Source organism: Archangium lipolyticum (assembly GCF_024623785.1).
In the GTDB taxonomy this organism is placed as follows: domain Bacteria; phylum Myxococcota; class Myxococcia; order Myxococcales; family Myxococcaceae; genus Archangium; species Archangium lipolyticum.
The window spans coordinates 306468-331104 of the sequence record NZ_JANKBZ010000001.1 but is presented as its reverse complement, the minus strand read 5'-3'; the positions used below and the strand labels follow the sequence as shown (position 1 = coordinate 331104).

Below are 24637 nucleotides of genomic sequence, written 5' to 3'. Positions count from 1 at the left end.
GTCCCCTCGGACCCCGGCCGGCGGGCGGACGTTCCCCGGAAAAGACAACGGGCAGGCTCCCGAGTGGGAACCTGCCCGTTCGACTTCAACCCTGACTCAGCCCGCGACTAGGCGCGGACCTCGGGGGCGGGCTCGGTCTGGGGAGGAACGCTCTTCTCCCCACCCTCCGGCGGAACCACCGGGGTCTTGAACGGCGAGGTCTCCATCGCCGCGTCGAGCACCTCGTCCATGCGGGTGGCGAAGATGAACTCGATGTCGTTCTTCGCCTGGTCCGGCACGTCCTGCAGGTCCTTGCGGCAGCGCTCGGGCAGGATGACGCGCTTGATGCCCGCGCGGTGAGCCGCCAGCACCTTCTCCTTGATGCCGCCCACGGGCAGCACCAGGCCACGCAGGGTGGCCTCGCCGGTCATCGCCGTATCGCCGCGCACGCGGATGCCGGTGAGCAGGCTGGTGAGGGCCGTGAGGATCGTCACGCCGGCCGAGGGACCATCCTTGGGGATGGAGCCCGCGGGGAAGTGCAGGTGCAGGTCCGTCTTCTCGAGGAAGTTCGGATTGATGCCCAGCGCCTCCGCCTTGCTGCGCAGGTAGCTCAGGGCCGCCGTGGCGCTCTCCTTCATCACGTCGCCGAGCTGGCCGGTGAGCGTCATGCCGCCCTTGCCCGCCATCTTGGTGGCCTCGATGAAGAGCAGATCACCACCGGCCGCGGTCCAGGCCAGACCCGTGGCCACGCCCGGAACCTCCGTGCGCTCGGCGACCTCGGAGTAGAACGTCTCGGGCCCGAGGATCTCCTTGACCCGGTTTCCGTCGATGTTCTGCTTGTCGGTCTTCCCGCCGGCCACCTCGACCGCCACCGCGCGGCAGATGTCCGCGATGCGGCGCTCCAGGTTACGCACACCGGCCTCACGCGTGTACGAGACGGTCAGCGTCAGCAGCGCCTCGTCGGTGATGGTGATGTGGTCCGGGCTCAACCCGTGCTCCTTGAGCTGCTTGGGCACCAGGTGGATGCGGGCGATGCTCTGCTTCTCCTCGAAGGTGTAGCCCGACAGCTCGATGATCTCCATGCGGTCACGGAGCGGGCCAGGGATGGGATCCAGCTGGTTGGCCGTGGCGATGAAGAGCACCTTGGACAGATCGAACGGCACGTCCAGGTAGTGGTCGCTGAAGGTGTTGTTCTGCTCGGGGTCCAGCACCTCGAGCAGGGCGGCGCTCGGGTCGCCGCGGAAGTCCGCGCCGAGCTTGTCGATCTCATCGAGCATCATGACCGGGTTCTTGGTCCCGGCCTTCTTCATGCTCTGGATGAACCGGCCCGGGAGCGCGCCGACGTAGGTACGCCGGTGGCCACGGATCTCCGCCTCGTCACGGACACCACCGAGGGACAGGCGCACGAACTTGCGGCCCACGGCCTTGGCGATGCTCTGACCGAGCGAGGTCTTACCGACACCCGGAGGCCCCACCAGGCAGAGGATGGGCCCGCGCATGTCGTTCTTGAGCTTGCGCACCGCCAGGTACTCGAGGATGCGCTTCTTGACCTTCTTGATGCCGTAGTGGTCCTTGTCCAGCGTCTGCCGGGCGTTCTCGATGTCGAGGTTGTCCTCGCTGAGCTTGGCCCAGGGCAGGTCGGCGATCCAATCGAGGTAGGTGCGCGCGACGGTGTACTCGCTGGAGGCCGCCGGAATCGTCTTGAGGCGGTTGAGCTCCTTGTTGGCGACCTTCTCCACGTCGGGAGGCAGGCCGGCCTTCTTCAGGCGCTCCTGCAGCTCGTCGAGCTCCTCCTCCTCCTCGCCCATCTCGCCGAGCTCTTCCTTGATCGCCTTGAGCTGCTGGCGCAGGTAGTACTCGCGCTGGGTCTTCGACATCTCGCCCTTCACGGCGGAGTCGATCTTGTTGGAGAGCTTGAGGATCTCGCGCTTGCGGTTGAGCAGCTCGAGCACGAGCTTCATGCGCGCCTTGAGGTCCACGGTCTCGAGGACGGCCTGCTTCTCCTCGATGGGCACGTCGACGTTGGCGGCGATGAGGTCGGCCAGGTGACCCGGGTGGGTGATGGACTCGACCAGCTCGGTGGCGGCGGCGGGCAGCTCGGGCATCAGCTCGATGACCTCGCGCGCCAGCTTCTTGAGGTTGATGCCCAGGGCCTCGACCTCGACGTTCTCCGCGGAGGTCTTGTCCTCCACGGCGTCCACGCGGGCCTTGAGGTAGGGGGCCTCCTGGACCAGGTCGAGCACGCGGAAGCGGGCCAGACCCTGGACGACGAGCGAGTAGTTGTCCTCGCCCATCTTCAGGAGCTTCACGATCCGGGCGACGGTGCCCATGGTGTACAGGTCGGAGGCACCGGGGTCCTCCTCCTCGGCGCGGCGCTGGGTGACGACGCCGATGACCTGGTCGTCACGCACCGCGTCCTTGATGAGGGCGATCGTCTTCTGCCGCCCCACCGCGAGCGGAAGGACGCCGCCCGGAAAGAAAACGGAATTGCGCAGGGGGAGAATGGGGAGGACCTGGGGGATGTCCTCCTTGTTGATCATCCCCGGGGGGGCCATGGCCGCCGGCATTGCAGTTGCGGCGGAACCCTTCTTCTTCTCGTCGGACATGTAGTCGATGCCTCGGTTTCCAGCTCGGCCGGACGGCTTCCGTGCCGGTCAAACAACTCTGTTGTCGATCTTCTGTGGGAGTTGACTCAACGTAGCAACCAAAAAGGACATGGCAAACGCGGCCTTCGTTTTTCCTGAAGGCCGTCGGGTGCCGGACGGTTGCTCGCACAGGCCCTGGGGGTGGGGCATGTTGGCGGTCCATCTTTGTCGCGACGCGGTGCGTGCTACATCAGGCCGCGTTTTCCAGGAGATACACCCTTGAAGCATCCCTTCCGTTCGATCGCGCTGATGGCCGTCGCCCTGTGGGGAGCGGCATGCACCTCTCCGGTGGACGAGCCCGGTTCCACGTTGCCGGGCCGGTGCCAGGCGGAGGCCCCCGTGGTTTCGGCCCAGAAGACGGACATCCTCTTCGTCATCGACAACTCGGGGTCCATGGCCGAGGAGCAGGCGGCCATCGCGACCGAGCTACCGGCCTTCCTGGACGAGCTGAGGAAGGGCAACGGGGTGGAGCAGGACTTCCGGGTCGGGGTCATCACCACGTCGGTGTACCAACGTACCTTCTTCGCCAACCGCGAGCAGAACACGTTTTATCCCGACCAATCTGGCCGGTTGCAGCCCGTGCCGGACGATCAGGGCCGGCCGACCGCCGAGCGGTTCATCGAGCAGAACGACCCTGAGCTGCTGGCGAAGTTCCGCCGGCTGATCCGGCAGGGGACGCGAGGGAGCGGCCAGGAGTCTCCCCTGGAAGCGGTGAGGCTGGCGGTGACGCCGCCGCTGAGCACGCTGGCGATCGGGGAGGGGGGCAACGCGGGCTTCCTGAGGGACGAGGCCCGGCTGCTGGTGGTGGTGGTCTCGGACGAGGAGGACTGCAGCTCGACGGAGCGCCCGCCGCCGGTGATGTTGACGGAGGACACGTCGAGGGACCTGTGCAGCGAGCAGGCGGATCGGCTGACGCCGGTGGCGGAGTACGCCCGGATCTTCCGGAACCTGGAGGACGGGAAGGGCGCTACGCGTGAGGTGCTCTGGGCGACGATTGGCCCGGTGGCGCTGACGGACAAGAGGGCGGAGCTGGTGCTGGACAGGACGGCGCAGGGGACGTTCGTGAGGAACGTGGATTGCCCGACGTCGTATGGACCTGGGTACCGGCAGAGGGAGATGGCGTCGCTGTTCGACACGGGGCTGAAGAACCTGGATTCCATCTGCCGTGCGAGCTTCCGGGAGACGCTGGTGTCGATCGCGACGCTGGCGAGGACGTCGCAGAGCATCGAGGTCGTAAACCTGCCGGACGGGAGACTGGCGCAGGTGCAGGTGACGAGGGAGAACGGGGAGATCCAGACGTGTAGCGTGGCGGGGGGAGACCTGACCTACACGCCGTCGGAGGAGGGGCGGGCAGCGCGCCTGTACTTCCAATCCTCGTGCCCGAGAACACCGACGGACCAGAAGCTGGAGGTCAAACTCCTCTGCGCGAACTAACCCCCTCTCCCTGTTGAACTGGAGTCAACCCCCTCTCCCTCTGGGAGAGGGCCGGGGTGAGGGTATGTATCCCCCCTGCGCACCCACAATCCCACCTGTCCAAACTGTCGGCCCGGCTGATCACCGAGCGACATTTCCTGGCGCATGTCAGCCCGCTCGTCATACTGAACCGAGTTTCAGGTTCAGTGTGGGACGAGGGACGTGATGAGTGCGACGGCCGAGAAGGTGTCGGTGACGGTGGAGGCCCTGAGGGAGCAGATCCGCCGGTTGCAGGCGGCGCCGAGACAGTACCTGGCGACGCTGCGGACGGGGGTGGAGGCCTTCGACGGGCTGCTACCTGGGGGAGGGCTGCCGTTGGGGCAGGTGGTGGAGCTATGGGGGGAGGCGGCGTCGGGGAGGACGAGCCTGGCGCTGAGGGCTGTGGCATCGGCGCACCGGGAAGGGCGCCTATGCGCGTACGTGGATGGCCCGGGGGAGCTCTACCCGCCGGCGGCGGTGGCGGCGGGGGTGGATCCCACCCGGCTGCTGATCGTGCGGCCGAAGACGGTGGAACAACTGGCGTGGTCGGCGGTGCAGCTGGTGAGGAGCGGGGCGTTCGCGTGCGTGGTGCTGGATCTGACGCGGGGCCCGGCGGGGAGGGGCGAGGGAGGAGTGCGGCTGTCGCCAGCGGAGGGCAAGCGGCTGATGGACGCGGCGGTGCGAGGGGGGAGCCTGCTGGTGCTGCTGACGGCGCCGGAGGCGCCCGGGGACGGGATGATGAGGCTGCGGACGGAGTCACGAGGTGACGCGGGCCTGTCGGTGGAGGTGGTGCGGAGCCGGCAGGGGGGAATCGGGGCGAGGACGCTGGTGCCGTGGAAGGCGCTCTATCCGGAGCTGAGGGACGACGAGTCCCCGTGGGGAGCGGAGCTGCTGTCGGCGGAGGACGTGACGGTGCCGGAGCTCCCGAGGGAGGAGACGCCGCGCGAGGGCCACCGGGGAATCATGGGGCAGCGGCCGGGACGTGACGTGCCGATGCCGTCGCTGCGGTCGAGCCTGGAAGCGGGCTCGGCGATGCACTGAGGCGAGGGGAGGGGAACGGACATGAGGCTGGGGTATCTGCACTTTCCGCGCTTTCCGGTGCAGCGCAAGGTGATCGAGCTGCCGGAGCTTTCGGGCAAGCCGTTCGTGCTGGTGGAGGAGGTGCGAGGGCAGCAGCGGGTGGCGTGCGCGTCCACGAGCGCGCTGAAGGCGGGGGTGAAGGCGGGGATGACGCTGACGGCGGCGAACGCGCTGGAGCCGTCGCTGAAACACTTCCCCTACCGGCCCGAGGAGGAGAGGCGGGCGCTGGTGGGCATTGGCGAAATGCTGATGGGGCTGGCGCCGGGCTTCCAGGTGTCGGAGCCGGACGGGCTGTGGTTCGACGCGGGGGCGGCGAACCTGACGAACGGGGAGGAGGGGCTGTGCGCGAAGGTACTGGCGCAGTGCTCGGAGCACGGGTGGAGGGGGAGGGTGGTGGTGGCCTCGGAGAAGTTCACGGCGAGGACGCTGGCGAGGCACGGGGCGAAGCGGATGGACGTGGTGGCGGAAGGGGAGGGAGCGCGGGCGCTGGCCCCGCTGCCGCTGGGAGCGCTGGAGGGACCGGAGCAGACGGCATTCGCGGCGCTCGGGCTGACGACGTTGGGGGAGGTGGCGGCGTTGCCGGTGGGAGCGGTGACGGCGCGAGGAGGCGCGGCGGGCATGAGGGCGCACACGCGATGCCGGGGCGGGGATGAGACGCCGTTCATCGCGGAGGTGCTGGAGGAAGTGCTGGAGGAGCGGCTGACGCTGGAGTGGCCGGCCGAGTCGCTGGAGCCGCTGCAGTTCGCGCTCAAGACGGTGCTGGATCGGCTGTGCGGGCGGTTGGGGGGCCGGAGGCGGGCGGCGGTGCGGCTGAACCTCACGTTGAAGCTGGACCCCTCGGGGCAGGCGGTGGTGCCGCTCACACTGGCGAGGCCGACGGCGCAGTCGAAGATGCTGTTGGATCTGACGAGACACCGGCTGTCGGACGTGAGGCTCGAGGGCCCGGTGGCGGGGCTGATCCTCCGGGTGGAGGAGGACTGCGAGGACCGGGGCCAGCAACTGTCACTGGGGGACGCGCCCGAGGGTGACGCGGCACTGGAGGTGGTGCTCTCTCGTCTGGCGACGGCGCTGGGCGAGGACTCGCTCTTCATGGCGTCGCTGGAGGACACGCACCGGCCCGAAGACGCGTATGGGACCCAGACGTTCCGGCCGCCGCCCATGCGGCGAGGCCTGGAGGGCGAGCTGCTCCAGTCGGTGGAGGAAGCGGAGCCGGTGCCGGAGGTGCTGCGGGAGCGGCCCTCGCGGGTGCTGACGAAGCCAACGACGATCGACGTGGAGATGACGGCGGCGGGGGAGCTGCTGGCGGCGAGGCTCGGAGGACGGAGACGCCGGGTGATGGCGCTGGTGGGACCGGAGAGGCTGAGCGGGGACTGGTGGGACGCGAGGCCGTACAGCCGGGACTACTACCGTGTGCACTTCGAGGGGCTGGGCCCGGCGTGGGTGTTCAGGGACGCGAGGGACGGCCGCTTCTATCTACAGGGCCTGTTCGACTGAGGTTGGAGAACGAGGCGTCATTCCTTCCGAGGGTGGCGCAGCGCTCGTACGGCATCATCGAAAACCTTGGCCAGAGTCGGCTCCGCCGGACGGTGTGCCTCGATGAGGGCTGCATCCTCCGGCTGGCCGATGAGCTGGAGCAGCACTGCGGCTCGGAGGGAACTGTTGGGAGCGGTGACGACAATCAGCTTCCGAGCCAGATCGCGCAGCTCGGAACGAGTCTCCTCGGGGAGGGCGGGCAGGACCTGCTCTTTGTGCCGCAACAGCAGTGACGCGAGGCACTCGCAGTAGTACGCGACCGGATCTCGTTCATCCCGCTGGCCTGCCGCGTTTGCGAGCAAGGTGCGGGCGGCGGAGATGAACGAGGGGAGGGTCGAGAGCTGTTCTGCTGGCAGTTCCTCTTCGAGCACGTTGATGACGCCCGTCTTGTGCTCCACGGGAATGGAAGGGTCGATAGCCCAGGTGCGAAGCTCTTCAGGCGTCTTCTCCAGGAGCACGAGCAGGCCCTGCAGGCTCTTGTAGCGAGCCGGGATCAACTTCTCCAGGCTCCGCCGAACGACAGGCAACAGCTCCGGGTGGCGTCGCTTCCAAAGAGCGTGCACCACCGGAAACACATCCCCAGGCTCTGGCGTATCCTCGGCCAATCTCTCCAGCCTGCGCACCAGGGGGGCTCGTACGCTCGTCTCCTCGATACGACCCAGTGCGCTGACGATGGCCTCTACCACGGACTCTCCGTCGTAATCACTCCGGGCCTCCTCGATGGCGAGTTGCTGCTCCAGGCGCCTGGCACTGGCCGCTCCGCCAAGCACACCCAGACCGAAGGCTGCTGCCTGACGTACTCGAGCATCAGGGTCCTTCAGCATGGAATCCAGCAAGGTCCTTGCCCGACGGGGCTGCTCACCAATTCTTGAAACCAGTGCGCGCGCTCGCTCCTCCTCTCCCCAGGCGCATGCGTCTACCAGTTCGTCTCGCAACTGCTTCATGTCCATCGCGCGGGTCATCTCCTACCTGTTCGTCAAAGGGAAGCTGACACCTGGAGGTACGTAGCGGCGAACCAGGGTTCCATCGAGCAGATACAATTCGTGGATGGCCGACCTGTCAGCCCGCAGCATGGCCTCGAAGGCATCCAACTCACGCTGCATGTCCCGAGAATTCGAAACGTAGTTGGTGTTGTGCCGCACCCCATCGGGCCGGACCGAGGAGACATCCGGTTTGCGGAAGCGAACACCCCCTGCCAGTGCCGGGTCGTCAAGTGGTTTGCCCTCGGCATTCAACTGCGGCTTGTTCTTCCTCAGACCGGTGTGTCCAGCAGCCTCGCGTCTGGCCAATTCCTGCTCGATGGCTTCGTTATGTGGCGGGTTCTGCCGGGTGTGGGGCTTGCCATAGCGGGTGGAGAGCTTCGGGCCGCCGCCAGAGGTGCCACCTGCACCATCCATGATCGCGCAGGTGGCGAGCTCACCGCAAAGCGCCGTGGCGGAGGTGCCCGCGGCCACCCCGGTGACGACCAGGGTCCCGTCAGCCACGATCTGGGTCGTGGCAACGGACTGGAGGGCCGGACCACCTGCGGGTGCATGGCGCAGGGGGCTCAGCAGGGTCCAGACGCCGCCCTCCGGCACTTTGGGGAGCACCTGGGGAACTCCGAGACTGGCCACCACCACCAGCACCCGTAGGAGCGTGCCGCCCAGCGACTTGCCGAAGCGCTCGGATGCTGCCTCCAGTTCCTGGGGCGTATTGGCTGCTTCGGCCTCCTGGTACAGGCGCAAGCACGCCATGGCCAGACGGCTCAACTCCACCACCCCAACCAGCAACGACAGGCGCACGGTGAGAGCGGCGGCGAATGCTTTGGAGAAGAGGGGCTCCGGGGCCAGCCAGGCGGCGAAGTACACCAGCACCGAGAGTGAGACGCTGGCCAGGAAGGCCGGGGCGCTGAAGAGTTCTTGGGCGGCCTCGCGGATGCCGTCGTCCATGTAACGGGTAGAAAGCTTGAGCGCGAGATAGAGGCGGCTCGTCTCCAGGGACTCGGGTATGGGGAGGAGCGACGGGCCGAACTGGGAGAGGAAGTCCTCGCGTAACCGTAGTTCCCAAGGGGCGGTGGGCACTGGGCCCGCTCCGATCGCTCCTGAGGACTCCATCATCAGTCTCAGTCGGGGACCAATACGTGGTTGGAAGGAATCGAAGGCCACACGTAGTGGACGTACCTCGTTCAGGCTCAGCTTCTCCGAATCGGGGTGGGGCGCCAACGCAGGCAATGCGAGCCGTAATCGACCACCGGGTAGAATGTGGATGAGCACGGGCAGGGGATCGGCCCAGATGAGTCCACCCGTTGTTGCCCGCGCCTGATGGTCAGCGGTGGGAAGTGCGCTCGCCCAATGGGGCACGCTCTGGGAAGCTTCCGAGCGATGGGAGATGTGTGACGGAGCCTGTGCTTGTTGCTGACCACCGTCTACCGGAATCTGCGCTCGCGAGGTGACACACGCGGCGGCAAGGGCGAAGCTCAAGGCCAGGGCCATGCGCAGCAGTGAAGTGGTGCTCCTCATGTCCGGTAGCATGCCCGACCCTCAATCGAGGGACTATCGGGCAAATGGGTTTCGCCGTGTCTTTGGTTCTACTCGGTCGCCGAGACGATTTTCGTCGATAAAGATGTAGTTGCGCATGAGCTGGCTTTGATTCAGTTTTGGGATGGATTGATAATTGGCTCACGGTGTCATGGGCCTTGGTTGTTTCAGTTTCTTCTCCAGCCTGGGCGACACCAATACCTGGTTTTCCGCCGTCACCACCACGGCGGAGGCGCCGAACTTCTCCGCGAGCGCCAGTCCCTCCTGGCCTCCGAGGATGAACACGGACTTCGTCAGCACCTCCGCATCCACCGCGTTCGGCGCGAGGATCGTCGCTGAACGCGAGGCGTTCGCCGGGTAGCACGTCCGTGGATCGATGATGTGGTGGTAGCGCTTCCCATCCAGGACGAAGAAGTTCTCGTAGTCGCCGCTCGTCGAGAACGCCGCGTCGGAGACCTCGAGCACCGCGAAGACGCTGTCCCGCTCTCCACGCGGATCCCGGATGCCCACCTTCCACGGCCGGCCCGCCTTCTTCCCCGCCGCGTAGAAGTCACCCCCGGCCTGCACGAAGAAGTCGTTGAACCCGAGCCCTCGTAGCTTCTTCACCGCCTGGTCCACGCCCCAGCCCTTCGCCAGCCCTCCCAGCCCGAGCTGCATCCCCGCGCGCTTCAGCCGCACCGCGCACCCTGTATCGCCTCCGTCCCCCACCGGTGCGAACTCCAGGTCCTTGTACGAGATGAGCTCGCATCGCTTCTTCAGCTCGGCCGGGTCCGGTAGGGCGGGGGTCAGGTCCGTCCCGAAGCGCCACATCCCCCGCAGCGCTGCCCACGTGGGATCGAACAGCCCGCCCGTTTGCTCCGATCCCTGCACTCCGTGCCGCAGCGCCGCGCACAGATCCTCGGGAACCGTCACGAACTCCCCGTCTCCCGCCTTGCGGTTCACCGCCGACAGCTCGCTGTCCGGGCGCCACTCGTTCATCACCTGGTTGACGCGTTCGAAGGCCGAGAACGCCGCGTCGAAACCCTCGCGCGCCTTCTCCGCCGTGCCTCCCACCAGCGTCACTGTCACCGTCGTCCCCATCATCGGGCGCGTCTCGGTGCGGACCCTCGGCGCGGGTGCGGCGGCCAGAACCACCAGCAGGGCACTCAGCATCATGGCCTCCCTCTGTCCCATGAGAGCGCCTACTGGTGCCAGGGGTCCTCTCGTTGACCGCCTGTCCCAGGCCATAGTATTCAAATGTGCGATTATTGAGAATGAATCTCAATTTCATTCATTTATCGAGGGGTGCACCGGATGCGGTGGTGCAGGGGTCCATGACACCTCGTGTCTTCGCCGTGGCCCTGGCATTGCTGACAGGGGCCGGAGTGGCGGCGCGAGTGCTCGCGTTGCCCCGGCTCCTGCCGGACCTCGACGCGGTGAACTTCGCTCGCTCTCTTCACGGCTTCGACCTGGCGGCGCAGGCCCCTCATTTTCCCGGCTACCCCGTGTACGTGGCCATGGCCCGGCTGGCCTCGGCCGCCGGTGCACAAGAGGTAGTGGCACTGGCCCTGCCTGGCGTCGTGCTCGGGGCGGTGGCCATCGGTGCCCTGGGTCTCGTCCTGCGGCCGTACCTCGGAGTGACCGGGGCCCTGGCGGCCTCGGCCCTGCTGGCGCTGCTTCCCCTCCCGGTCCTTTTCGGTGCTACGCCCGGCTCGGATGGGGTGGGGCTCGCGCTTCTGGTGCTCGCGGCCTGTGCCGTGCTGGTAGGTGACTCCTCGCCTCGGGCGGCAGTGCTCGCGGGCGTGATGACTGGCCTGGCGCTCGGGGCCCGGCCCTCGTTCCTCCCGGCGTTGCTCGGACTCGCCCTGGTGGTGCCTCGCGGACGGCGGCTGGCGGCGTTTCTGGGCAGCGGGCTCGGCGTGGGAGCCTGGCTCCTCCCGATGGTTGCTCTCACCGGCCCGGCGGATCTCCTGCGCATCGGCTCGGGTTTCCTGCGCGGCCACACGGGCGAGTGGGGCGGTACCGTGGCCGTTCGCCCGGAGCTCGGCTGGCGCCTGGAGAACTTCGGGTTCGACATCGTGGCCGCGGGCCTCGGGCTGCCCTGGCCCGGCATGGGTGGTGACTCCGCCATCCTGCTGACCGCTCGTTTCCTCCTGGCACTGGGACTGGCTGGGGCGCTCGTGGCGCTCGCCCGCGCGGCGCTGCTGGGGAGCCTGTCCGTCACCGAGCGACGCGTGACGCTGCTGGCCCTGGCGTTCGGCGTCCCCTATGGCGCGTGGATGTTCCTCGGGCAGAACCTGCTCAAGGCACGTCACGCCCTGCCCGTGGTGCTGTCGCTGGCATTGCTGGTGGCGGTGGGCGTGGCGGTGCTCGCGCGCACGAGTCCTCCCCGGGTGCTCCTCCCCCTGGCCGGGGCGCTGACCGTGGCCACCCTGGGGGTGATGCTGCCGGTGGCACTCGAGCAGGGCCGCGAGCCCTCTCCCGCCGCGCGCCTGGTGTCGCACGTGTCCCGCACGCTGCCTCCATCCGGCACGCTGCTCTTCACCGGCGAGGAGGCGCGGCTCTTCGAGCACTACGTGCCCCACTACCGCGCCGGCCGTCCGGCCACGGGCGAGCAGCTGCGCCGCGAGGTGGAGCGCGTGGCCGCGGCGGGTGCGGACGTCTACGTCACCTCCACCGCTCCCGGAGTCGAGGCGCTCGCGGCCCACCTGGAGCCCGTCTCGCGCTTCGCGTGCGACCGGCGCGTGCGCTCGCACGCTCACGACATCATCCTCTTCCACTACCGGCCCGCGCCGCCGGTCCGTCCGCAGAAAGTCCTCTGATGCGCGCTCGTCTCATCCTCGCCTTCGCGCTCTGCCTCGCCGCCTGCAAGGGCCCCGTCCCCGAGGACTTCCGGCCCGTTCAGGAGTCGGCGAAGGGAAACCCTCGCGTCTCCGTGTCCCTCAACCGCATCACCGCCGGCCTCTACCGCGCCATCGCGCCCGCGTGCATCGGGCAGCAGTACACCCTGCGCACGGCAACGGGAGAGCCCATGGACATCCAGCCGGCGGGAGGCCTGTCCATCCTGCCGGGGCAGGTCGTCGAGTTCCGCAACTACCAGCCCGAGGTGCCCACCAACGTCACGTCGCTGTCGGCGCCCGCGGCGCTCTTCAGCCCCAACCTGGTGAAGCCCTACAACGTCCGCACCGAGGGCAAGGAGACGTACTCCTACTGGCGCTACGCGTTCCCCACGCCGGGAGCCTACGAGTACTTCGACACCAACATGGGCGAGCCGGGCCGCAAGGTGGTGGACTCCTACTACGGCACGGTCACGTACGTCGGCGAGTCGAATGCGCCCAAGGCGGTGGTGTGCGTGGATCCACCCAACTGTGTCGCGTCCGCCGAGTGCCTGGCCGGCACCCAGCCCGAGGGCACCGTGTGCTGCACCTGCCTGGGCGTGTGCTGCGAGAAGGACATCCACTGCGCCACGGGCAGGACGTGTCTGCGCGGCCGCTGCGTGAGCTCCGAGACCGGCCAGTGAGCCCGCGTCCAGAAACCCATCCTCCGGCCAGGGCTCGACGCGCCTCTGGCCTCGCTCTCTTCCTCCGCGTGACTTCCGGAGCCACCGTGCCGCGCCGCCTCCCCCTCATCCTCCTGTCCCTGCTGCTCGCGCCCCTGACCGGTCTGGCGCAAGACGAGGGCTCCACGCCCGAGAAGCCAGCGTCGGACGCTCCCCGAGTACCCCAGGAGGAGCAACCGAAGCAGGAGGAGGGCCCGCGCCTGGATCTGGAGGGCCTGGAGGATCCAGCCGCCACGGGCACGACGCCCCCGGCGCCCAATGCCGAGACACCCGGCGAGTCGGCCCAGGAGACCTTCAACCAGCGGCTCCAGCCGACCACCACGCTGACGCAGCGGGCGGCGGCCATCCTCGACCGGACGACGCTGGGCGGCTACGCCGAGCACGACTTCATCGTGCCGGAGCAGGGCAAGAGCACGTTCCGCAACCACCGGTACGTACTCTTCGTCTACAGCCACATCTCCGAGCGCATCTCCACGGCGACGGAGATCGAGTTCGAGTTCGCGGGCAGTCCGCTCAAGCGCGATGGCGTCCTGGGCGCGGGCGAGGTGCTGCTCGAGTTCTCCGTGGTGGACCTGATGCTGACGGACTGGCTCACCTTCCGGGCCGGCGTCATCCTCATGCCCGTAGGCGCGTACAACCTGCGGCACGACGCGCCGGCGCAGGAACTGCCCGAGCGGCCCATCGCATACACCACGGTGGTGCCCACCACCTGGTTCGAGTCCGGCGCGGGCTTCCTCGGAGGCTTCGATCTGGGGCGGGACTGGCGGCTGTCCTACGAGGTGTACGCGGTCAACGGCCTCGACGCGAAGATCCTCGATGGCCAGGGCTTCCGAGCGGCGCGCGGCAGCCACCTGGAGGACAACAACGACGACAAGGCCGTCACCGGCCGCGTCTCCGTCTCGCCCTTCCTGGGGCTGGAGGCGGGCCTGTCCGGCTACACGGGGGCGTATGACCTCGAGGGCCGCCGGGTGAACATGGTCAATGCGGATGTCTTCTGGCGTCTGGGCGCGTGGGATCTCACGGGCGAGGTGGTGCGCGCGTTCATCGATCCCGGCTATGTGCAGGGCTTCCCGGATGGCTCGACGGCCAACACCCGGGACCGGGTGCCGACGGGGATGTTCGGTTTCTACGGGCAGGCCAACTACCGCTTCCGCATCGAGCCCTTCTTCCGGCTGCTCCCGGACGAGTGGCACGACGGCCACTTCACCGCCTCGCTCCGCTACGAGGAGAAGGACACCGACACGGAGTTCGTCACCGCGGGAGATGTGTCGCGGCTGACGCTCGGCCTGAACTTCCGGCCGCTGCCGCCCTACGTTCTCAAGACGAGCTTCTTCTGGGAGAAGAGCGGCGGAGATGGACAGATGCCGCATGCGTGGTCCCGCGACTTCTGGAGCGAGGGCCACTGGAACTTCATGGCCAGCGTGGCCTACCTCTTTTGAAAGCCGGGGAACCGATGCGCGCCTTCTTTCTCGCCACCGTCGTGCTGTTCACCGCCGCCTGTGCCACGCCCAAACGGCCCGCGGGGGCTCCATCGCGCGTCGTCGTGGTGGGCGCATCGGCGGTGTCGAAGCCAGCGCCACGAGGGGTCGTCGGAGACGTGTTTGGCGGAGAGGAGCCGCGCGACGTCGTGGCGCGCGAGGGGGCCGAGGCCCTGCGCTCGCGCGGCTACGAGGTGGTGGCGGCGGAGTCGCTGCTGGGGCCCGCGCCCACGGTGGAGCAGGCCGCGGGGCTGGCGCGCCAGTACAAAGCGGAGGCGGCGGTGGTGCTGGTGCTGACCCGGTTGGACCTGTCCGCGCTGCAGCCGCTCGGCCGGGCCGAGGTGGAGCTGGAGTCGATGATGGTGGGACCGGATGGCCAGGTGCTGTCGAACGGTGAGCGCCGGGGTGCCACCACGGAGAATCTCTATCGCGCGCGGACGGATTGGCGCTCGCATGTCAGGCAGGCCGTCGTCCAAGCGGTTCGGGAGTTGCCATGAGCGTGGTAAGGGGATGGCCCGTGAAGCACTTCTCGTTGGCGCTGGCGGTGTGGTTGTGGATGGGGGCATCGCTGCCCGCGGAGGCAGCGGCCACGTACTTCACCACGCCGCAGGTGCTCAAGGAGTTCTTCCCCAAGAGCCAGCGGGTCTCCTTCCGCAAGGTGAAGCCGGGCCCGGCCGAGCTGGCCGCGTTGCAGGGGCGGCTCGGGTACAAGCCGGCGAAGCCCGAGTACGTCATCTTCGTGGCCACCACGGGGGAGCACGTGGACGGCTACGCGATCATTGACGAGGAGCTCGGGCAGCACGAGCAGATCACCTTCGCGGTGAAGCTGTCGCCCGAGGGCGTGGTCGAGCGGCACGAGGTGATGGTGTACCGGGAGAAGTACGGTGAGGAGATCACCGACGCGCGCTTCCGGCGCCAGTTCCAGGGGAAGACGGCGAAGGACGCGGTGCGGGCGGGGGAGGACATCGACGTGGTGACGGGGGCGACCATCTCGTCGAGGTCGATGGCGGTGGGCGTGCGCCGCGCGCTCATCCTGTTGGACGAGCTCATCCTCAAGAAGCCCGGCGCTGTGTCGAAGGGATAGCCCGCTCGTGCGCCAGTTCGCCCGTCCGTTTCCCATCACCCGCCTCTCGCTGGAGGCCCGCGTCCTCTACACCGGGTTCCTGCTGTTCCTGGTGCTGGGCTTCGTGTCCTCGGCGTGGCTGTACGCGGACTCGTTCGGAAACCTGTCCGGGCAGGGCACGGTCGAGTACTACCGGGGTGGAGCCACGGCCGCCGCGCCCGCTCCCGCGGCGGTGGAAGCGGAGGGAGGCCCGGCGCTGGAGCTGCCCGAGGAGACGGTGGCGGCCGCGCCCATGCGGCTGGAGAAGCCCGCGAGGCAGGTGATGGAGACGTTCCACTTCCACCTGTTCACGGTGCCGGTGGTGCTGCTCATCGTGGGCCACCTGTTCATGCTGACGGCGCTGTCCACGCGGCTGAAGGTGGGCACCATCACGGTGGCCTCGGTGGCGACGTTCGTGCACCTGCTGGCGCCGTTGCTGGTGCGCTTCGTGGGGCCCCAGTGGGGCTGGCTGATGCCGGTGTCGGTGGTGGGGGCGGCGGTGGGGTGGTTGCCGATGCTGGTGTGGCCGCTGTGGGAGATGTGGCGGCCAGTGCAAACTCCGGAGACGGCGACGGGATGATCAGCGTCGTCATCCCCGCTCGCGACGAGGTACGCGCCATCGCTGGAGTGGTGCGAAGGGTGGGCGAGTCGCTGGCGGGGGAGGCGCACGAGATCCTCGTGGTGGACGATGGCTCGCGGGACGGCACGGGCGAGGTGGCGCGTGAGGCCGGGGCGCGGGTGCTGACCCTGACGGGCGTGGGCTACGGCGCGGCGATCAAGGCCGGGGCCGCCCAGGCCCGGGGCCCGCTGCTGGCGCTGCTCGACGCGGACGGCACGTACCCGGAGGCGGCGTTGCCGGAGCTGGTGGCGGCGGTGCGGAGTGGCGCGCGGCAGGCGATCGGCGCCCGGCCGAAGCTCGGGGCCGCCGAGCCCTTCGCGCGCTCGGCGGTGAAGGCGCTCTTCCGGGGCGCGGTGCGGTGGCTGGGCGGCTTCGAGGCGCCGGATTTGAATTCGGGCCTGCGGGTGCTGCGCACGGCGGATCTGCTGTCCCTCGCGCCGGTGTTGCCGGATCGCTTCTCGCTCACCACGACGCTGACGTTGGCGCTGGCGGCGGCGGGAGATCCCATCGTCTTCCTGCCGATCGCGTACCACGCGCGCGTGGGCCGCTCGAAGTGGAGGCCGGTGCGGGACACCTGGCTCATGGGCCGTACGGTGGCGCGAGGCATCGGCTGGCTGCGCGAGGGCCGGGCGCCGGGAGCACTCGCGGCGTTGGAGCTGCCAGCCGTGGGAGGCACGGGGTGAGCGCGGCGACGGTGGTGATTGGCGCGGGGCCCTCGGGGCTGGCCGCGGCGCACGCGCTCGTCCAGGCTGGCAGGCGGGTGGTGGTGCTCGAGGCGTCCGAGCGGGTGGGAGGACTCTCGGGCTCGTTCGACGTGGCGGGCTTCAAGGTGGACTACGGCCCGCACCGGTTGCACCAGGCGGCGGGGCCGGAGGTGCTGGCGCTCTACCGGGCGGCCCTGGGCGGCGCGCTCCAGGTGAGGGCACGCAGCGGCATGGTGCACGTGGATGGGCGGAGGCTGCCCTATCCGCTGTCGCTGCTGGGAATCGCGAGAGGACTGGGACTCGCCGAGGTGGCGAGGCACGGGCTGTCGGCGGTGGTGGCGCGGCTGCGTCCTCCGGAGGGGAACCACTTCGGGGCGGAGGCGGCGCGGCGGCTGGGCCGGCACGCGGCGCGAGTGCTGTACGAGCCCGCGGCGAGAAAGGTGTGGGGACTGCGGCCGGAGGAGCTGGACGCCTCGCTCGGCCAGGCGCGGGTGCAGAAGGGAGGCCCGCTGGGAGTGGTGCGCGCGGCGCTCGGGCGGGGAGGCTCGTTCGCGGGGCGGCGCTACTTCTACCCGGAGGGCGGCTTCGGCGCGCTGGCGGAGGGACTGGCGGAGGGCGTGCGCCGTGCGGGTGGCGAGGTGCGCTGTGGGGTGGCGGCCGAGGGGCTGGTGGTGGAGCGAGGGCGGGTGCGGGCCGTGCTCGTGGGGGGGAGGGAGCTGCCGGCGGAGTCGGTGGTGGCGACGGCGCCGCTGCCGTTGCTGTGCGGTTGGACGGGAAGGGCGGATGCGGCCGAGGGGCTCGACTACCGTTCCCTGACGCTGCTGTACCTGGTGCTCGCGAGGGAGCGGGGCACGACGCAGGACGTGCACTACTTCGCGGACGAGCACCTGCCGGCGAACCGGCTCTTCGAGGCGCGGAACTTCCTGGGTGGAGCGGGTCCGGCGGGGCGGACGGTGGTGGGCTTCGATCTGCCGTGCGCGGTGGGAGACGCCATCTGGCGTGCGTCACCGGAGGAGCTCACGGAGCGGGTGCGTCCGGCGCTGGCGCGGACAGGGCTGGCGGGGGTGGACATCCTCGGGGCCCAGGTGCGGCGCATGGCGACGGCCTATCCGCTGTACCGCAAGGGCTTCGCCGAAGCACGGGCGCGTGCGTTGAATGCATTGAGTGAGGTGGACGGGCTCTACCCATTGGGTCGCGGTGCTCTGTTCGTCCACGACAACGTACACCACGCGTGCGCGGCGGGTTTGGAGGTAGGGAGATTGCTCGTGGAAGGTGCGAGTTCCCGAGTCTGGCGGAGCCGGCAGAAACCCTTTCTCGAAACGCGGATCGAGGACTGACTCGGTGGTATGTCCCCTCTCCCTCTGGGAGAGGGTCGGGGTGAGGGTCTCCCCTCAGCACTCCCGTCACCCTGGAAGCAATGGAGTGGATGTCATGAAGGTGCTCGTCACGGGCGCAGCGGGCTTCATCGGGTACCACGTATGTGAGCGGCTGCTCGCGCGAGGCGACACGGTCATCGGGTTGGACAACCTGGACGCGTCGGGTGACGTGACGCTGAAGGCGACGAGGCTGTCGAGGCTGAGGGCGGCGCCGAGGTTCGGTTTCCACCGGATGGACATCCGCGACGAGAAGTCGTGCCGGGAGCTGTTCGAGGAAGCGAAGCCGGAGCGGGTGGTGCATCTGGCGGCGCGGGTGGGGGTGCGCGCGACGGCGGCCGAGGCGCACGACTACACGGAGACGAACGTCACGGGCTTCCTGCAGGTGCTGGAGCGGTGCAGGCAGGCGAGGGTGGGACACGTGGTGTTCGCCTCGTCGAGCTCGGTGTACGGGATGGGAACGCCGGTGCCCTTCTCCGAGCAGGCGCTGGCGGATCGCCCGCTGAGCCTCTACGCGGCGACGAAGCGGGCCAACGAGCTGATGGCGCACGTCTACAGCCACCAGTACGGGATGCCGGTGACGGGGCTGCGGCTGTTCTCGGTGTATGGCCCCTGGGGCCGGCCGGACATGGCGCCGATGCTGTTCCTCCGGGCGATGCTGGAGGGCCGGTCGATCGTGCTGAACGGCGAGGGGAAGATGCAGCGCGACTTCACGTACGTGGGCGACGTGGTGGAGGCGCTGGTGCGGGTGCTCGACAAGCCGCCCTCGGGAGCGCCGCCGTACCGGATGTTGAACGTGGGCCGGGGCGCGCCGGTGACGATGGCGCGCTTCGTGGACCTGCTGGAGGAGCGGCTGGGAACGAAGGCCTGGGTGGAGTTGAGGCCCGCGCAGCCGGAGGAACTGGAGGTGACGTGCGCGGACGTGACGGCCCTGGAGCGCGAGACGGGCTTCCGTCCCTCGGTGACGCTGGAGCAGGGGCTCACGAAGCTGGTGGCGTGGTACCGGGGTGGCGAGGGCTGAGCTCAGGAGGGATGGGAGACGACGTCCCCGGTGCCCAGGAGCGCATCCAGCTCGCCGCGCTCGTCGAGCTCCATCAGCTCGGAGCAGCCGCCGATGTGCCGCCCGGCGATGAAGATCTGCGGCACCGAGGTGCCGCCGCCCGTGCGCTCCACCATCTCGGAGAAGCGGGCCTCGTCCTCGGTCACGTCGATGTCCTCGAAGTTCACTCCCTTCTCGGACAGGAGCTCCTTGGCGCGTTTGGAGTGGGCGCAGTACGTCTTCGTATAGAGCGTCACGAGACTCATGGGGGAGGTGCCTCCTCGCACCTCCGCCCAAGCTAGTCACGCGCGAGGGGGGCGCGTGGGAAGCGGGGACGCTCGCATGCTCACGAGCCAGGCGGGCGTCACGTCCAGCCGTGAAGACTAGAAGGTCACCGCGAGGCTCACCGAGAGCGAGGTGTCGGTGGGAACCTTCCCCTCGGCCGGCTCGCTGTCGTACTGGAGCAGGAAGGTGGTGTTGATCGCCAGCGCCTTGGTGAGCTTCACGTTGAGCTGCGTCTGGTTGTTGACCAGCAGGCGCGAGCCCTCGATGAGGCTGGGCAGCACGCTGAGCTCCTCCATGAAGGCGACGTCCTTGGTGATGCCGTAGCGGAAGGCCGCGCCGAAGCGGGGGCCGCCGAGGGACACGTCGGGCACATCCATGCGCGTGGGGTAGTACTGGAAGCGCATTTCGCGGGCGTAGCGGAAGGCCAGGTCCGTGCGCAGGAAGGCCTCGCCGCCATCCTTCCGCTTCTCGTCCCACCAGATGATGCCGACACCGGCCTCGCCGGCACCGCGGAACTCGACGCTCTTCACATGGTCCGTGTCCCCGCTGGCCAGCAGGTAGCCACTGACCTTCTGGGTGAAGCGGCGGTCTCCGCGGAGCTGCAGGGCCGCGCCGAGCGCATTCACCAGCGACTCCGGCGCCACCTCTCCGGCCACTCCGGGGGGACGGCTCTCACCGTAAACGCCCGTGGCCTTGACGGAGTAGATCCAGTGCTCCGTCTTGCGCTCCGCCGTGGCCAGGCCGTTGAAGGTGACGGTGGAGGCATTGCCGGTGATGAAGATGAGGCCCAGGCCCACGGTGACGTCCCAGACGTCCTTCTTCGCCTCTTCCTTCTTGTCGGCGGACGTCTCGGGGCCGGCGGACTGCTCGGCGTCGGGCGCCGTCCGCGCGATGCCTTCGGCCAGCAGCTTGATGGCTTCCGCCATGCGGGCGTTGGCCTCGGCGGAACGCTCGGCGGCGGCGGCGGCGCGCTCGGCGGAGGACGCGGCGCGCTCGGCGGCGCTGGCGGCCTGCTCGGAAGAGGGGGCCTGGGCCGGGGTGGAAGGCTGCGCGGCGGCGGGGGCCTGGAACGTCAGGAAAGCGGAGAGGAGGGTGTGAACGGGAATCACGGCGTACTCATGAGGTGGAGATTGACTTCAGCGGCCAGGCAGGAACGGCACTCGCGAGGCCGCTGGTAGGACGCGGAGTCTTCTACCAGGGATGCCCCGGGCGCAATGTCCTGTTTCCATCACTGAAGCCTCGTCATGCACGGGCCGGACCAACCCCGTACCATGCGGAACCCCGCGAGAAGAGAGGTGTTCGGACGGGTGCTGACAGGCGGGGTCCCCGCTGACACTCGGGCCGACGTGTCAGCCGGGTGCTCCGACATGTCGCCGCGCGCGTGCCGGGAGCCCGGAGCTGGCTACCGGTAGGTGATGAGCGCGCGCCGCGAGCCCTCGAAGTGGCCGTGCTCGTTGAGCGTGGAGAGGTAGCGGCCCCGCTCGCTGTAGATGACCTTGGTGATGCCGCAGTTGGCGAGCGTCCAGTTGAGGCGGAACGCGTGGCTCACGGGGATCTGCAGCAACTCCCGGCAGATGGCGGTGATGGGCCCGCCGGAGGTGAAGACGATCGCGGTCTTGCTGGACCCGAGCCGCCGGGTGAGCTCCTCGAGGGCCCCCAGGCAGCGCGCCTGGAAGGAGGACCAGGGCTCCGTGTACTCGGCGTCGTGTCCTCCCGCGGTCCAGCGCGCGACGGCCTGCGTGAACATCTCCTGGAAGGCCCGGCGGGGATCCGGCGCCGTGCTGATCGCCTCCACCATCCGGGCGTGGTCGGCGAAGCGGGGCTCGAAGCGGGCGATGATCTCCTCGTGGTCGAACTCATCGAACCCGGCCAGCCGCTGGGGGACGAGGGAGAGGCCCATCGAGGAGAGGCACCCCTCCGCCGTCTGCGCGTGGCGCTTCAGCGTGCCGGTGAAGACGGCGTCGACCTCGGGAACGCGCGTGCGCAGCGCCTCGCCGAGCACCCGTGCCTGTTCGAGCCCTGCGTCCGAGAGCGCGTCGTAGTCCGCCGCGCCGAAGGAGGCCTGTCCATGGCGGACGAGGTACACGGCACCCATCAGCGGCCCCCCTTCTTGATGATGCTCCGGCAGCGCCAGTCGAAGGAGTTGACGAGGATCCAGAAGTTCTTGAAGGCGGGGTTGCGCGTCTGCTTGTGGTGGTAGCGGTAGTAGATCTGCTGGGCGATGACGGCGAGGCGGAACAGGCCGTAGACCTCGTAGAAGGTCCAGCTCGCGGGCTTCAACCCGGTGCGCTCGAGGTAGTAGGCGACGACCTCCTCGCGCCGGAGCATGCCGGGCAGGTGGGTGGGTTGACGGCGGGTCATGCGCATCAAGAAGTTGTCGTCCGCGTGCACCCAGTAGGCGAGGGTGTTGCCGAGGTCCATCAGCGGGTCGCCCAGGGTGGCCATCTCCCAGTCGAGCACGCCGATGACCTCGGTGGGGCCCTCCGGGTCGAGCACCACGTTGTCGAAGCGCCAGTCGTTGTGGATGACGCAGGTGGCGATGTCGTCGGGGGTGTTGGCCTCGAGCCAGTCGCGCACGTACCGGAAGCTGGGGACATTCCAGGTGCGCGCCTTCTCATAACGGTCCGACCAGCCCTCGATCTGCCGCCGGGGGTAGCCGGTTCCCTTGCCGAGCGACTCGAGCCCCACGGCCTTGTAATCCACCCGGTGCAGCTCGATGAGCTTGTCGATGACGTTGAGGCACAGCCGCCGGGTCTGGGCCGCGTCCAGGCGCAACCCGGGGGGCAGGCGCGAGCGGGGGATGAGGCCGGGGATGCGCTCCATCACGTAGAACTCGGCGCCGATGACGGCGGGGTCCTGACAGAGCCCGACCATGGTGGGCACGGTGGGGTAGGAGGGCTTGAGTGCCTTCTGCACCGTGAACTCGCGAGCCATGTCGTGCGCCGACTTCGCCTTGGTGCCGGCGGGAGGGCGGCGCAGGATGAGGTCGCGGTTGGCGTACTCGAGGCGGTAGGTCCAGTTGGAGGCGCCGCCCGCGTACTGGGTGACCTTGGGAGTGCCTTCCAGCGCCGGCACCTGGGTCTTGAGCCAGGCGTCCACGGCGGGAACATCGAGCTCCTCGCCCGTGCGGACGGCCCTGGCCTCGTCGAGGGGAATGGTGGATGACATGGGTCCTCGTCGCTCAGGTCCGCGGGGCCTCGACGTGGCCGCGCATCCTGCGGGTGCGCTTCTGCATGAACGAGGCATAGAGCCCGCGCGGCAGGAGCCGCTTCATCAGCCAGGCCTGACGGCCCTCCCGGTGGGGGAGGACGTAGAAACCGCGCTTCTCGACCGCCTGGAAGACCTGGCCGGCGATGTCGTCCGCGGTGATGGGCGAGCGATCGAGCAGCTTGCCCATGGCCTTGCGCAGCCCGGGGTCGGAGGTGCGCATGGACTCGGCGAGGTTGGTCTTGAAGAAGGAGGGGCAGACGACGCTGACACCGATGTGGTCATCGGCGAGCTCGTTCTGGAGCGTCTCGGACAGCGAGACGACGGCGGCCTTGGACGCGTTGTAGCTGCTCATCTTCGGCACATCGAGCAGGCCGGCCATGGAGGCCACGTTGACGAAGTGCCCGTGGCCCTGACGCTTGAACATCGGCGTGAAGACCTTGCAGCCGCGCACGACACCCAGGAGGTTGATGTCGAGGATCCATTGCCAGTCGGAGAGCTCGACATCCTCGATCGCGCCGGCCTGGGCGACGCCCGCGTTGTTGACCACCACGTCGACGCCGCCCCAGTTCGCGGCGAGCCACTCGGAGGCCGCGCGCAGATCCTCCTCGCGCGTCACATCACAGCGGAGATAGTGGGCGTGGGAGGTGAGGACCGTGAGGGCCGCCACGGTCTCCGCCCCGCGCGCGTCGTTGACGTCGGCGACGCAGACCCGCCAGCCCGCCCGGGCGAAGCGCAGGGCGATGGCGCGCCCGAGCCCGCTGGCGCCGCCGGTGATGAAGATGCGCCGGGTGCTCATGACTCGCGGCTCCTGGAGAACCCGCGCCGGGCGAGCTCGATGCGGGCGATGACGCCCTTGTGCACCTCGTCCGGTCCGTCCGCCAGCCGCAGACTGCGCGCCTGGGCGAAGAAGCCCGAGAGCGGCGTGTCCTGGGACACTCCGGCCCCGCCGTGGATCTGGATGGCGTCATCCACGACTTTCTGGAGCACGTTGGGGGCGACGACCTTGATGGCGGAGATCTCGTTCATCGCGCCCAGGGCGCCCAGCTCGTCCAGCTTCCAGGCGGCGTAGAGGGTGAGCAGGCGGGCCTGGTCGATCGCGATGCGGGCCTCGGCGACGCGCTCGCGGTTGCCGCCGAGGTTGAGCAGGGGCTTGCCGAAGGCGGTGCGCTTCATGCCGCGGTCGATCATCAGATCGAGCGCCTGCTCCGCGGCGCCGATGCAGCGCATGCAGTGGTGGATGCGGCCGGGGCCGAGACGTCCCTGGGCGATCTCGAAGCCCATGCCGGGGCCCCCGATGACGTTGGCGAGAGGTACCCGCACGTCGTGGAAGTGCACCTCGCCGTGGCCGTGGGGCGCGTCGTAGTCGCCGTACACCGGGAGCATGCGCTGGATCTCGACACCGGGAGCGTCCAGAGGCACCAGCACCATCGAGTGCTGGTGGTGGCGGTCCGCCGCCGAATCGGGTGTACGGGCCATGAAGATGGCGATCCGGGCCCGGGGGTTGCCGAGGCCGCTCGACCACCACTTCTTCCCGTTGAGCACCACCTGATCGCCCTCGACGACGACGGTGGCCTGCATGTTGGTGGCGTCCGAGGAGGCCACATCGGGCTCGGTCATGCAGAAGACGGAGCGGATCTCCCCGGCGAGCAGCGGCGTGAGCCAGCGGGCCTTCTGCTCCTCGGAGCCATACTTCCAGAGCACCTCCATGTTGCCGGTGTCCGGGGCGTTGCAGTTGAAGACCTCCGGCGCCATGAAGCTGCGCCCCATCTCCTCGGCGATGGGCGCGTACTCCAGGGTGCTGAGGCCGGCGCCGAGCTTCGGGTCGGGAAGGAACAGGTTCCACAGGCCTTCCGCCCGGGCACGCGCCTTGAGCTCCTCCATGAGGGAGGGCACCTTCCAGCGCCGCCAGTCGCCGCCATGGTCCGCCGCGCGGACCTGCGCCCAATACTGCGCCTCCACCGGCTGGATGTGGTCGCGGATGAAGCGCTGCACGCGCTCGCGGTACTGCTTGGAACGGTCACTCGGCTCGAAGTTCATGAGGGGCCCCTTCGGTACGGCGGCGATCCTGCGGTCGAGGGCCTTGA

22 protein-coding genes are annotated in these 24637 nt (G+C 68.9%); 12 read left to right on the top strand and 10 right to left on the bottom strand.

Annotated features, from left to right (window positions below; all coding sequences use genetic code 11):
* Positions 1-107: 107 nt before the first annotated feature.
* Positions 108-2585 (bottom strand): endopeptidase La, encoded by a 2478-nt coding sequence (gene lon, locus NR810_RS01165; protein WP_257446458.1) that lies wholly within the window; start codon positions 2583-2585, stop codon positions 108-110.
* A gap of 288 nt (positions 2586-2873) precedes the next feature.
* Here lon and NR810_RS01160 point away from each other — a divergent pair, with 288 nt between their 5' ends.
* The 3 genes from NR810_RS01160 to NR810_RS01150 all read left to right on the top strand — a co-directional run bounded on the left by NR810_RS01160 (position 2874) and on the right by NR810_RS01150 (position 6650).
* Positions 2874-4058: a vWA domain-containing protein gene (locus NR810_RS01160; protein ID WP_407653753.1), complete on the top strand. Its 1185-nt coding sequence runs from the start codon at positions 2874-2876 to the stop codon at positions 4056-4058.
* A gap of 204 nt (positions 4059-4262) precedes the next feature.
* Positions 4263-5117, top strand: coding sequence for an ImuA family protein (locus tag NR810_RS01155; protein ID WP_257446452.1), 855 nt, complete (start codon positions 4263-4265; stop codon positions 5115-5117).
* A gap of 21 nt (positions 5118-5138) precedes the next feature.
* Positions 5139-6650, top strand: coding sequence for a Y-family DNA polymerase (locus tag NR810_RS01150; RefSeq protein ID WP_257446449.1), 1512 nt, complete (start codon positions 5139-5141; stop codon positions 6648-6650).
* 17 nt (positions 6651-6667) lie between these two features.
* Here the strand turns inward: NR810_RS01150 and NR810_RS01145 are convergent, their stop codons facing one another.
* The 3 genes from NR810_RS01145 to NR810_RS01135 all read right to left on the bottom strand — a co-directional run bounded on the left by NR810_RS01145 (position 6668) and on the right by NR810_RS01135 (position 10360).
* Positions 6668-7639 carry a HEAT repeat domain-containing protein gene (locus tag NR810_RS01145; RefSeq protein WP_257446447.1) on the bottom strand — a complete coding sequence of 324 codons (972 nt, stop codon included), beginning with the start codon at positions 7637-7639 and terminating at the stop codon, positions 6668-6670.
* 15 nt (positions 7640-7654) lie between these two features.
* Entirely contained in the window at positions 7655-9199 is a 1545-nt protein-coding gene (locus tag NR810_RS01140; RefSeq protein WP_257446444.1) for a hypothetical protein, read from the bottom strand.
* Between the two features lie 147 nt (positions 9200-9346).
* A complete protein-coding gene (locus NR810_RS01135) occupies positions 9347-10360 on the bottom strand; it encodes an FAD:protein FMN transferase (RefSeq protein WP_257446441.1) in 1014 nt (337 codons plus the stop codon).
* Positions 10361-10518: 158 nt separating this feature from the next.
* Between NR810_RS01135 and NR810_RS01130 the strand changes: the two genes are divergently transcribed.
* From NR810_RS01130 to NR810_RS01090, 9 genes are all read left to right on the top strand, one after another.
* Positions 10519-12006 (top strand): hypothetical protein, encoded by a 1488-nt coding sequence (locus NR810_RS01130; protein ID WP_257446439.1) that lies wholly within the window; start codon positions 10519-10521, stop codon positions 12004-12006.
* Positions 12006-12704: a cupredoxin domain-containing protein gene (locus NR810_RS01125; RefSeq protein WP_257446437.1), complete on the top strand. Its 699-nt coding sequence runs from the start codon at positions 12006-12008 to the stop codon at positions 12702-12704. Before NR810_RS01130 ends, NR810_RS01125 begins: the two co-directional genes overlap by 1 nt.
* A gap of 86 nt (positions 12705-12790) precedes the next feature.
* Positions 12791-14182 (top strand): hypothetical protein, encoded by a 1392-nt coding sequence (locus NR810_RS01120; RefSeq protein WP_257446434.1) that lies wholly within the window; start codon positions 12791-12793, stop codon positions 14180-14182.
* Positions 14183-14196: 14 nt separating this feature from the next.
* Positions 14197-14718 (top strand): hypothetical protein, encoded by a 522-nt coding sequence (locus tag NR810_RS01115; RefSeq protein ID WP_257446432.1) that lies wholly within the window; start codon positions 14197-14199, stop codon positions 14716-14718.
* The gene (locus NR810_RS01110) at positions 14715-15305 is read left to right on the top strand and encodes an FMN-binding protein (protein ID WP_257446430.1); all 591 of its coding nucleotides are present in this window, start codon (positions 14715-14717) and stop codon (positions 15303-15305) included. Before NR810_RS01115 ends, NR810_RS01110 begins: the two co-directional genes overlap by 4 nt.
* A 7-nt stretch (positions 15306-15312) precedes the next feature.
* Positions 15313-15903: a hypothetical protein gene (locus NR810_RS51960; RefSeq protein WP_306817759.1), complete on the top strand. Its 591-nt coding sequence runs from the start codon at positions 15313-15315 to the stop codon at positions 15901-15903.
* Positions 15900-16625 (top strand): glycosyltransferase family 2 protein, encoded by a 726-nt coding sequence (locus tag NR810_RS01100; RefSeq protein WP_257446427.1) that lies wholly within the window; start codon positions 15900-15902, stop codon positions 16623-16625. The genes NR810_RS51960 and NR810_RS01100 overlap by 4 nt, the downstream gene beginning before the upstream one ends.
* On the top strand, positions 16622-17983 hold the full coding sequence (locus tag NR810_RS01095) for a protoporphyrinogen/coproporphyrinogen oxidase (protein ID WP_257446424.1): 1362 nt from the start codon (positions 16622-16624) through the stop codon (positions 17981-17983). The genes NR810_RS01100 and NR810_RS01095 overlap by 4 nt, the downstream gene beginning before the upstream one ends.
* A gap of 94 nt (positions 17984-18077) precedes the next feature.
* The gene (locus tag NR810_RS01090) at positions 18078-19040 is read left to right on the top strand and encodes an SDR family NAD(P)-dependent oxidoreductase (RefSeq protein ID WP_257446421.1); all 963 of its coding nucleotides are present in this window, start codon (positions 18078-18080) and stop codon (positions 19038-19040) included.
* A gap of 2 nt (positions 19041-19042) precedes the next feature.
* Here the strand turns inward: NR810_RS01090 and grxC are convergent, their stop codons facing one another.
* The 6 genes from grxC to NR810_RS01060 all read right to left on the bottom strand — a co-directional run bounded on the left by grxC (position 19043) and on the right by NR810_RS01060 (position 24590).
* Positions 19043-19324, bottom strand: a complete 282-nt coding sequence (gene grxC / locus NR810_RS01085; RefSeq protein ID WP_257446418.1) for a glutaredoxin 3 — start codon at positions 19322-19324, stop codon at positions 19043-19045.
* 117 nt (positions 19325-19441) lie between these two features.
* Positions 19442-20452, bottom strand: coding sequence for a DUF481 domain-containing protein (locus NR810_RS01080; protein WP_257446416.1), 1011 nt, complete (start codon positions 20450-20452; stop codon positions 19442-19444).
* A 293-nt stretch (positions 20453-20745) separates the two neighbouring features.
* Positions 20746-21438 (bottom strand): histidine phosphatase family protein, encoded by a 693-nt coding sequence (locus tag NR810_RS01075; RefSeq protein ID WP_257446414.1) that lies wholly within the window; start codon positions 21436-21438, stop codon positions 20746-20748.
* A complete protein-coding gene (locus NR810_RS01070; RefSeq protein WP_257446411.1) occupies positions 21438-22511 on the bottom strand; it encodes a phosphotransferase family protein in 1074 nt (357 codons plus the stop codon). The genes NR810_RS01075 and NR810_RS01070 overlap by 1 nt, the downstream gene beginning before the upstream one ends.
* A gap of 13 nt (positions 22512-22524) precedes the next feature.
* Positions 22525-23349 (bottom strand): SDR family oxidoreductase, encoded by an 825-nt coding sequence (locus tag NR810_RS01065; protein ID WP_257446408.1) that lies wholly within the window; start codon positions 23347-23349, stop codon positions 22525-22527.
* Positions 23346-24590 carry an acyl-CoA dehydrogenase family protein gene (locus tag NR810_RS01060; protein ID WP_257446405.1) on the bottom strand — a complete coding sequence of 415 codons (1245 nt, stop codon included), beginning with the start codon at positions 24588-24590 and terminating at the stop codon, positions 23346-23348. Before NR810_RS01060 ends, NR810_RS01065 begins: the two co-directional genes overlap by 4 nt.
* Positions 24591-24637 lie beyond the last annotated feature (47 nt).

Bases quoted from the DNA above. Each gene is read 5' to 3' on its own strand.
- NR810_RS01115 (WP_257446432.1), top strand. From the start codon at position 14,197: ATGCGCGCCTTCTTTCTCGCCACCGTCGTGCTGTTCACCGCCGCCTGT.
- NR810_RS01130 (WP_257446439.1), top strand. From the start codon at position 10,519: ATGACACCTCGTGTCTTCGCCGTGGCCCTGGCATTGCTGACAGGGGCC.
- NR810_RS01070 (WP_257446411.1), bottom strand. From the start codon at position 22,511: ATGTCATCCACCATTCCCCTCGACGAGGCCAGGGCCGTCCGCACGGGC.
- NR810_RS01075 (WP_257446414.1), bottom strand. From the start codon at position 21,438: ATGGGTGCCGTGTACCTCGTCCGCCATGGACAGGCCTCCTTCGGCGCG.
- NR810_RS01160 (WP_407653753.1), top strand. From the start codon at position 2,874: ATGGCCGTCGCCCTGTGGGGAGCGGCATGCACCTCTCCGGTGGACGAG.
- NR810_RS01150 (WP_257446449.1), top strand. From the start codon at position 5,139: ATGAGGCTGGGGTATCTGCACTTTCCGCGCTTTCCGGTGCAGCGCAAG.
- NR810_RS01090 (WP_257446421.1), top strand. From the start codon at position 18,078: ATGAAGGTGCTCGTCACGGGCGCAGCGGGCTTCATCGGGTACCACGTA.
- lon (WP_257446458.1), bottom strand. From the start codon at position 2,585: ATGTCCGACGAGAAGAAGAAGGGTTCCGCCGCAACTGCAATGCCGGCG.
- NR810_RS01135 (WP_257446441.1), bottom strand. From the start codon at position 10,360: ATGATGCTGAGTGCCCTGCTGGTGGTTCTGGCCGCCGCACCCGCGCCG.
- NR810_RS01145 (WP_257446447.1), bottom strand. From the start codon at position 7,639: ATGGACATGAAGCAGTTGCGAGACGAACTGGTAGACGCATGCGCCTGG.
- NR810_RS01100 (WP_257446427.1), top strand. From the start codon at position 15,900: ATGATCAGCGTCGTCATCCCCGCTCGCGACGAGGTACGCGCCATCGCT.
- grxC (WP_257446418.1), bottom strand. From the start codon at position 19,324: ATGAGTCTCGTGACGCTCTATACGAAGACGTACTGCGCCCACTCCAAA.
- NR810_RS01065 (WP_257446408.1), bottom strand. From the start codon at position 23,349: ATGAGCACCCGGCGCATCTTCATCACCGGCGGCGCCAGCGGGCTCGGG.
- NR810_RS01125 (WP_257446437.1), top strand. From the start codon at position 12,006: ATGCGCGCTCGTCTCATCCTCGCCTTCGCGCTCTGCCTCGCCGCCTGC.
- NR810_RS01155 (WP_257446452.1), top strand. From the start codon at position 4,263: ATGAGTGCGACGGCCGAGAAGGTGTCGGTGACGGTGGAGGCCCTGAGG.
- NR810_RS01110 (WP_257446430.1), top strand. From the start codon at position 14,715: ATGAGCGTGGTAAGGGGATGGCCCGTGAAGCACTTCTCGTTGGCGCTG.
- NR810_RS01140 (WP_257446444.1), bottom strand. From the start codon at position 9,199: ATGCTACCGGACATGAGGAGCACCACTTCACTGCTGCGCATGGCCCTG.
- NR810_RS01060 (WP_257446405.1), bottom strand. From the start codon at position 24,590: ATGAACTTCGAGCCGAGTGACCGTTCCAAGCAGTACCGCGAGCGCGTG.